The 258-nt window shown below is 66.3% G+C and carries 1 protein-coding gene; it reads right to left on the bottom strand.

The features are described 5' to 3' along the window. Window positions 1-258: ABC transporter permease subunit (locus tag C5P05_RS02115; protein WP_232834274.1), on the bottom strand; the 258-nt coding region annotated here is incomplete at both ends.

The following is a 258-nucleotide window of genomic DNA, read 5'->3' as shown; positions in this document are numbered from 1 at the left end:
GCGCCGCGCCGGCCGCCACCCAGGGGTTGATTTCCAGCCCCAGCACCGGCGCGCCGAAGAACACCAGAAACAGCTGCAGCAGCAAGGGCGTGCCCTGGAAGACCTGGATGAAAGCCCCCGACAGCAGGCGCGCCACGCTGTTCTGCGAGGTGCGGCTGAGCGCAATGATCAGGCCGCCGATGGCGCCGCCAATGAAGGCAATCAGCGACAGCGCCACGGTCCACTTGGCCGCCTCCAGGATGAACAGAAATTCGGGAA

The organism is Rhodoferax ferrireducens, assembly GCF_003347515.1.
GTDB lineage: Bacteria > Pseudomonadota > Gammaproteobacteria > Burkholderiales > Burkholderiaceae_C > Rhodoferax.
The sequence above is the reverse complement of the archived record's forward strand: the minus strand, read 5'-3'. Positions and strand labels throughout refer to the sequence as shown.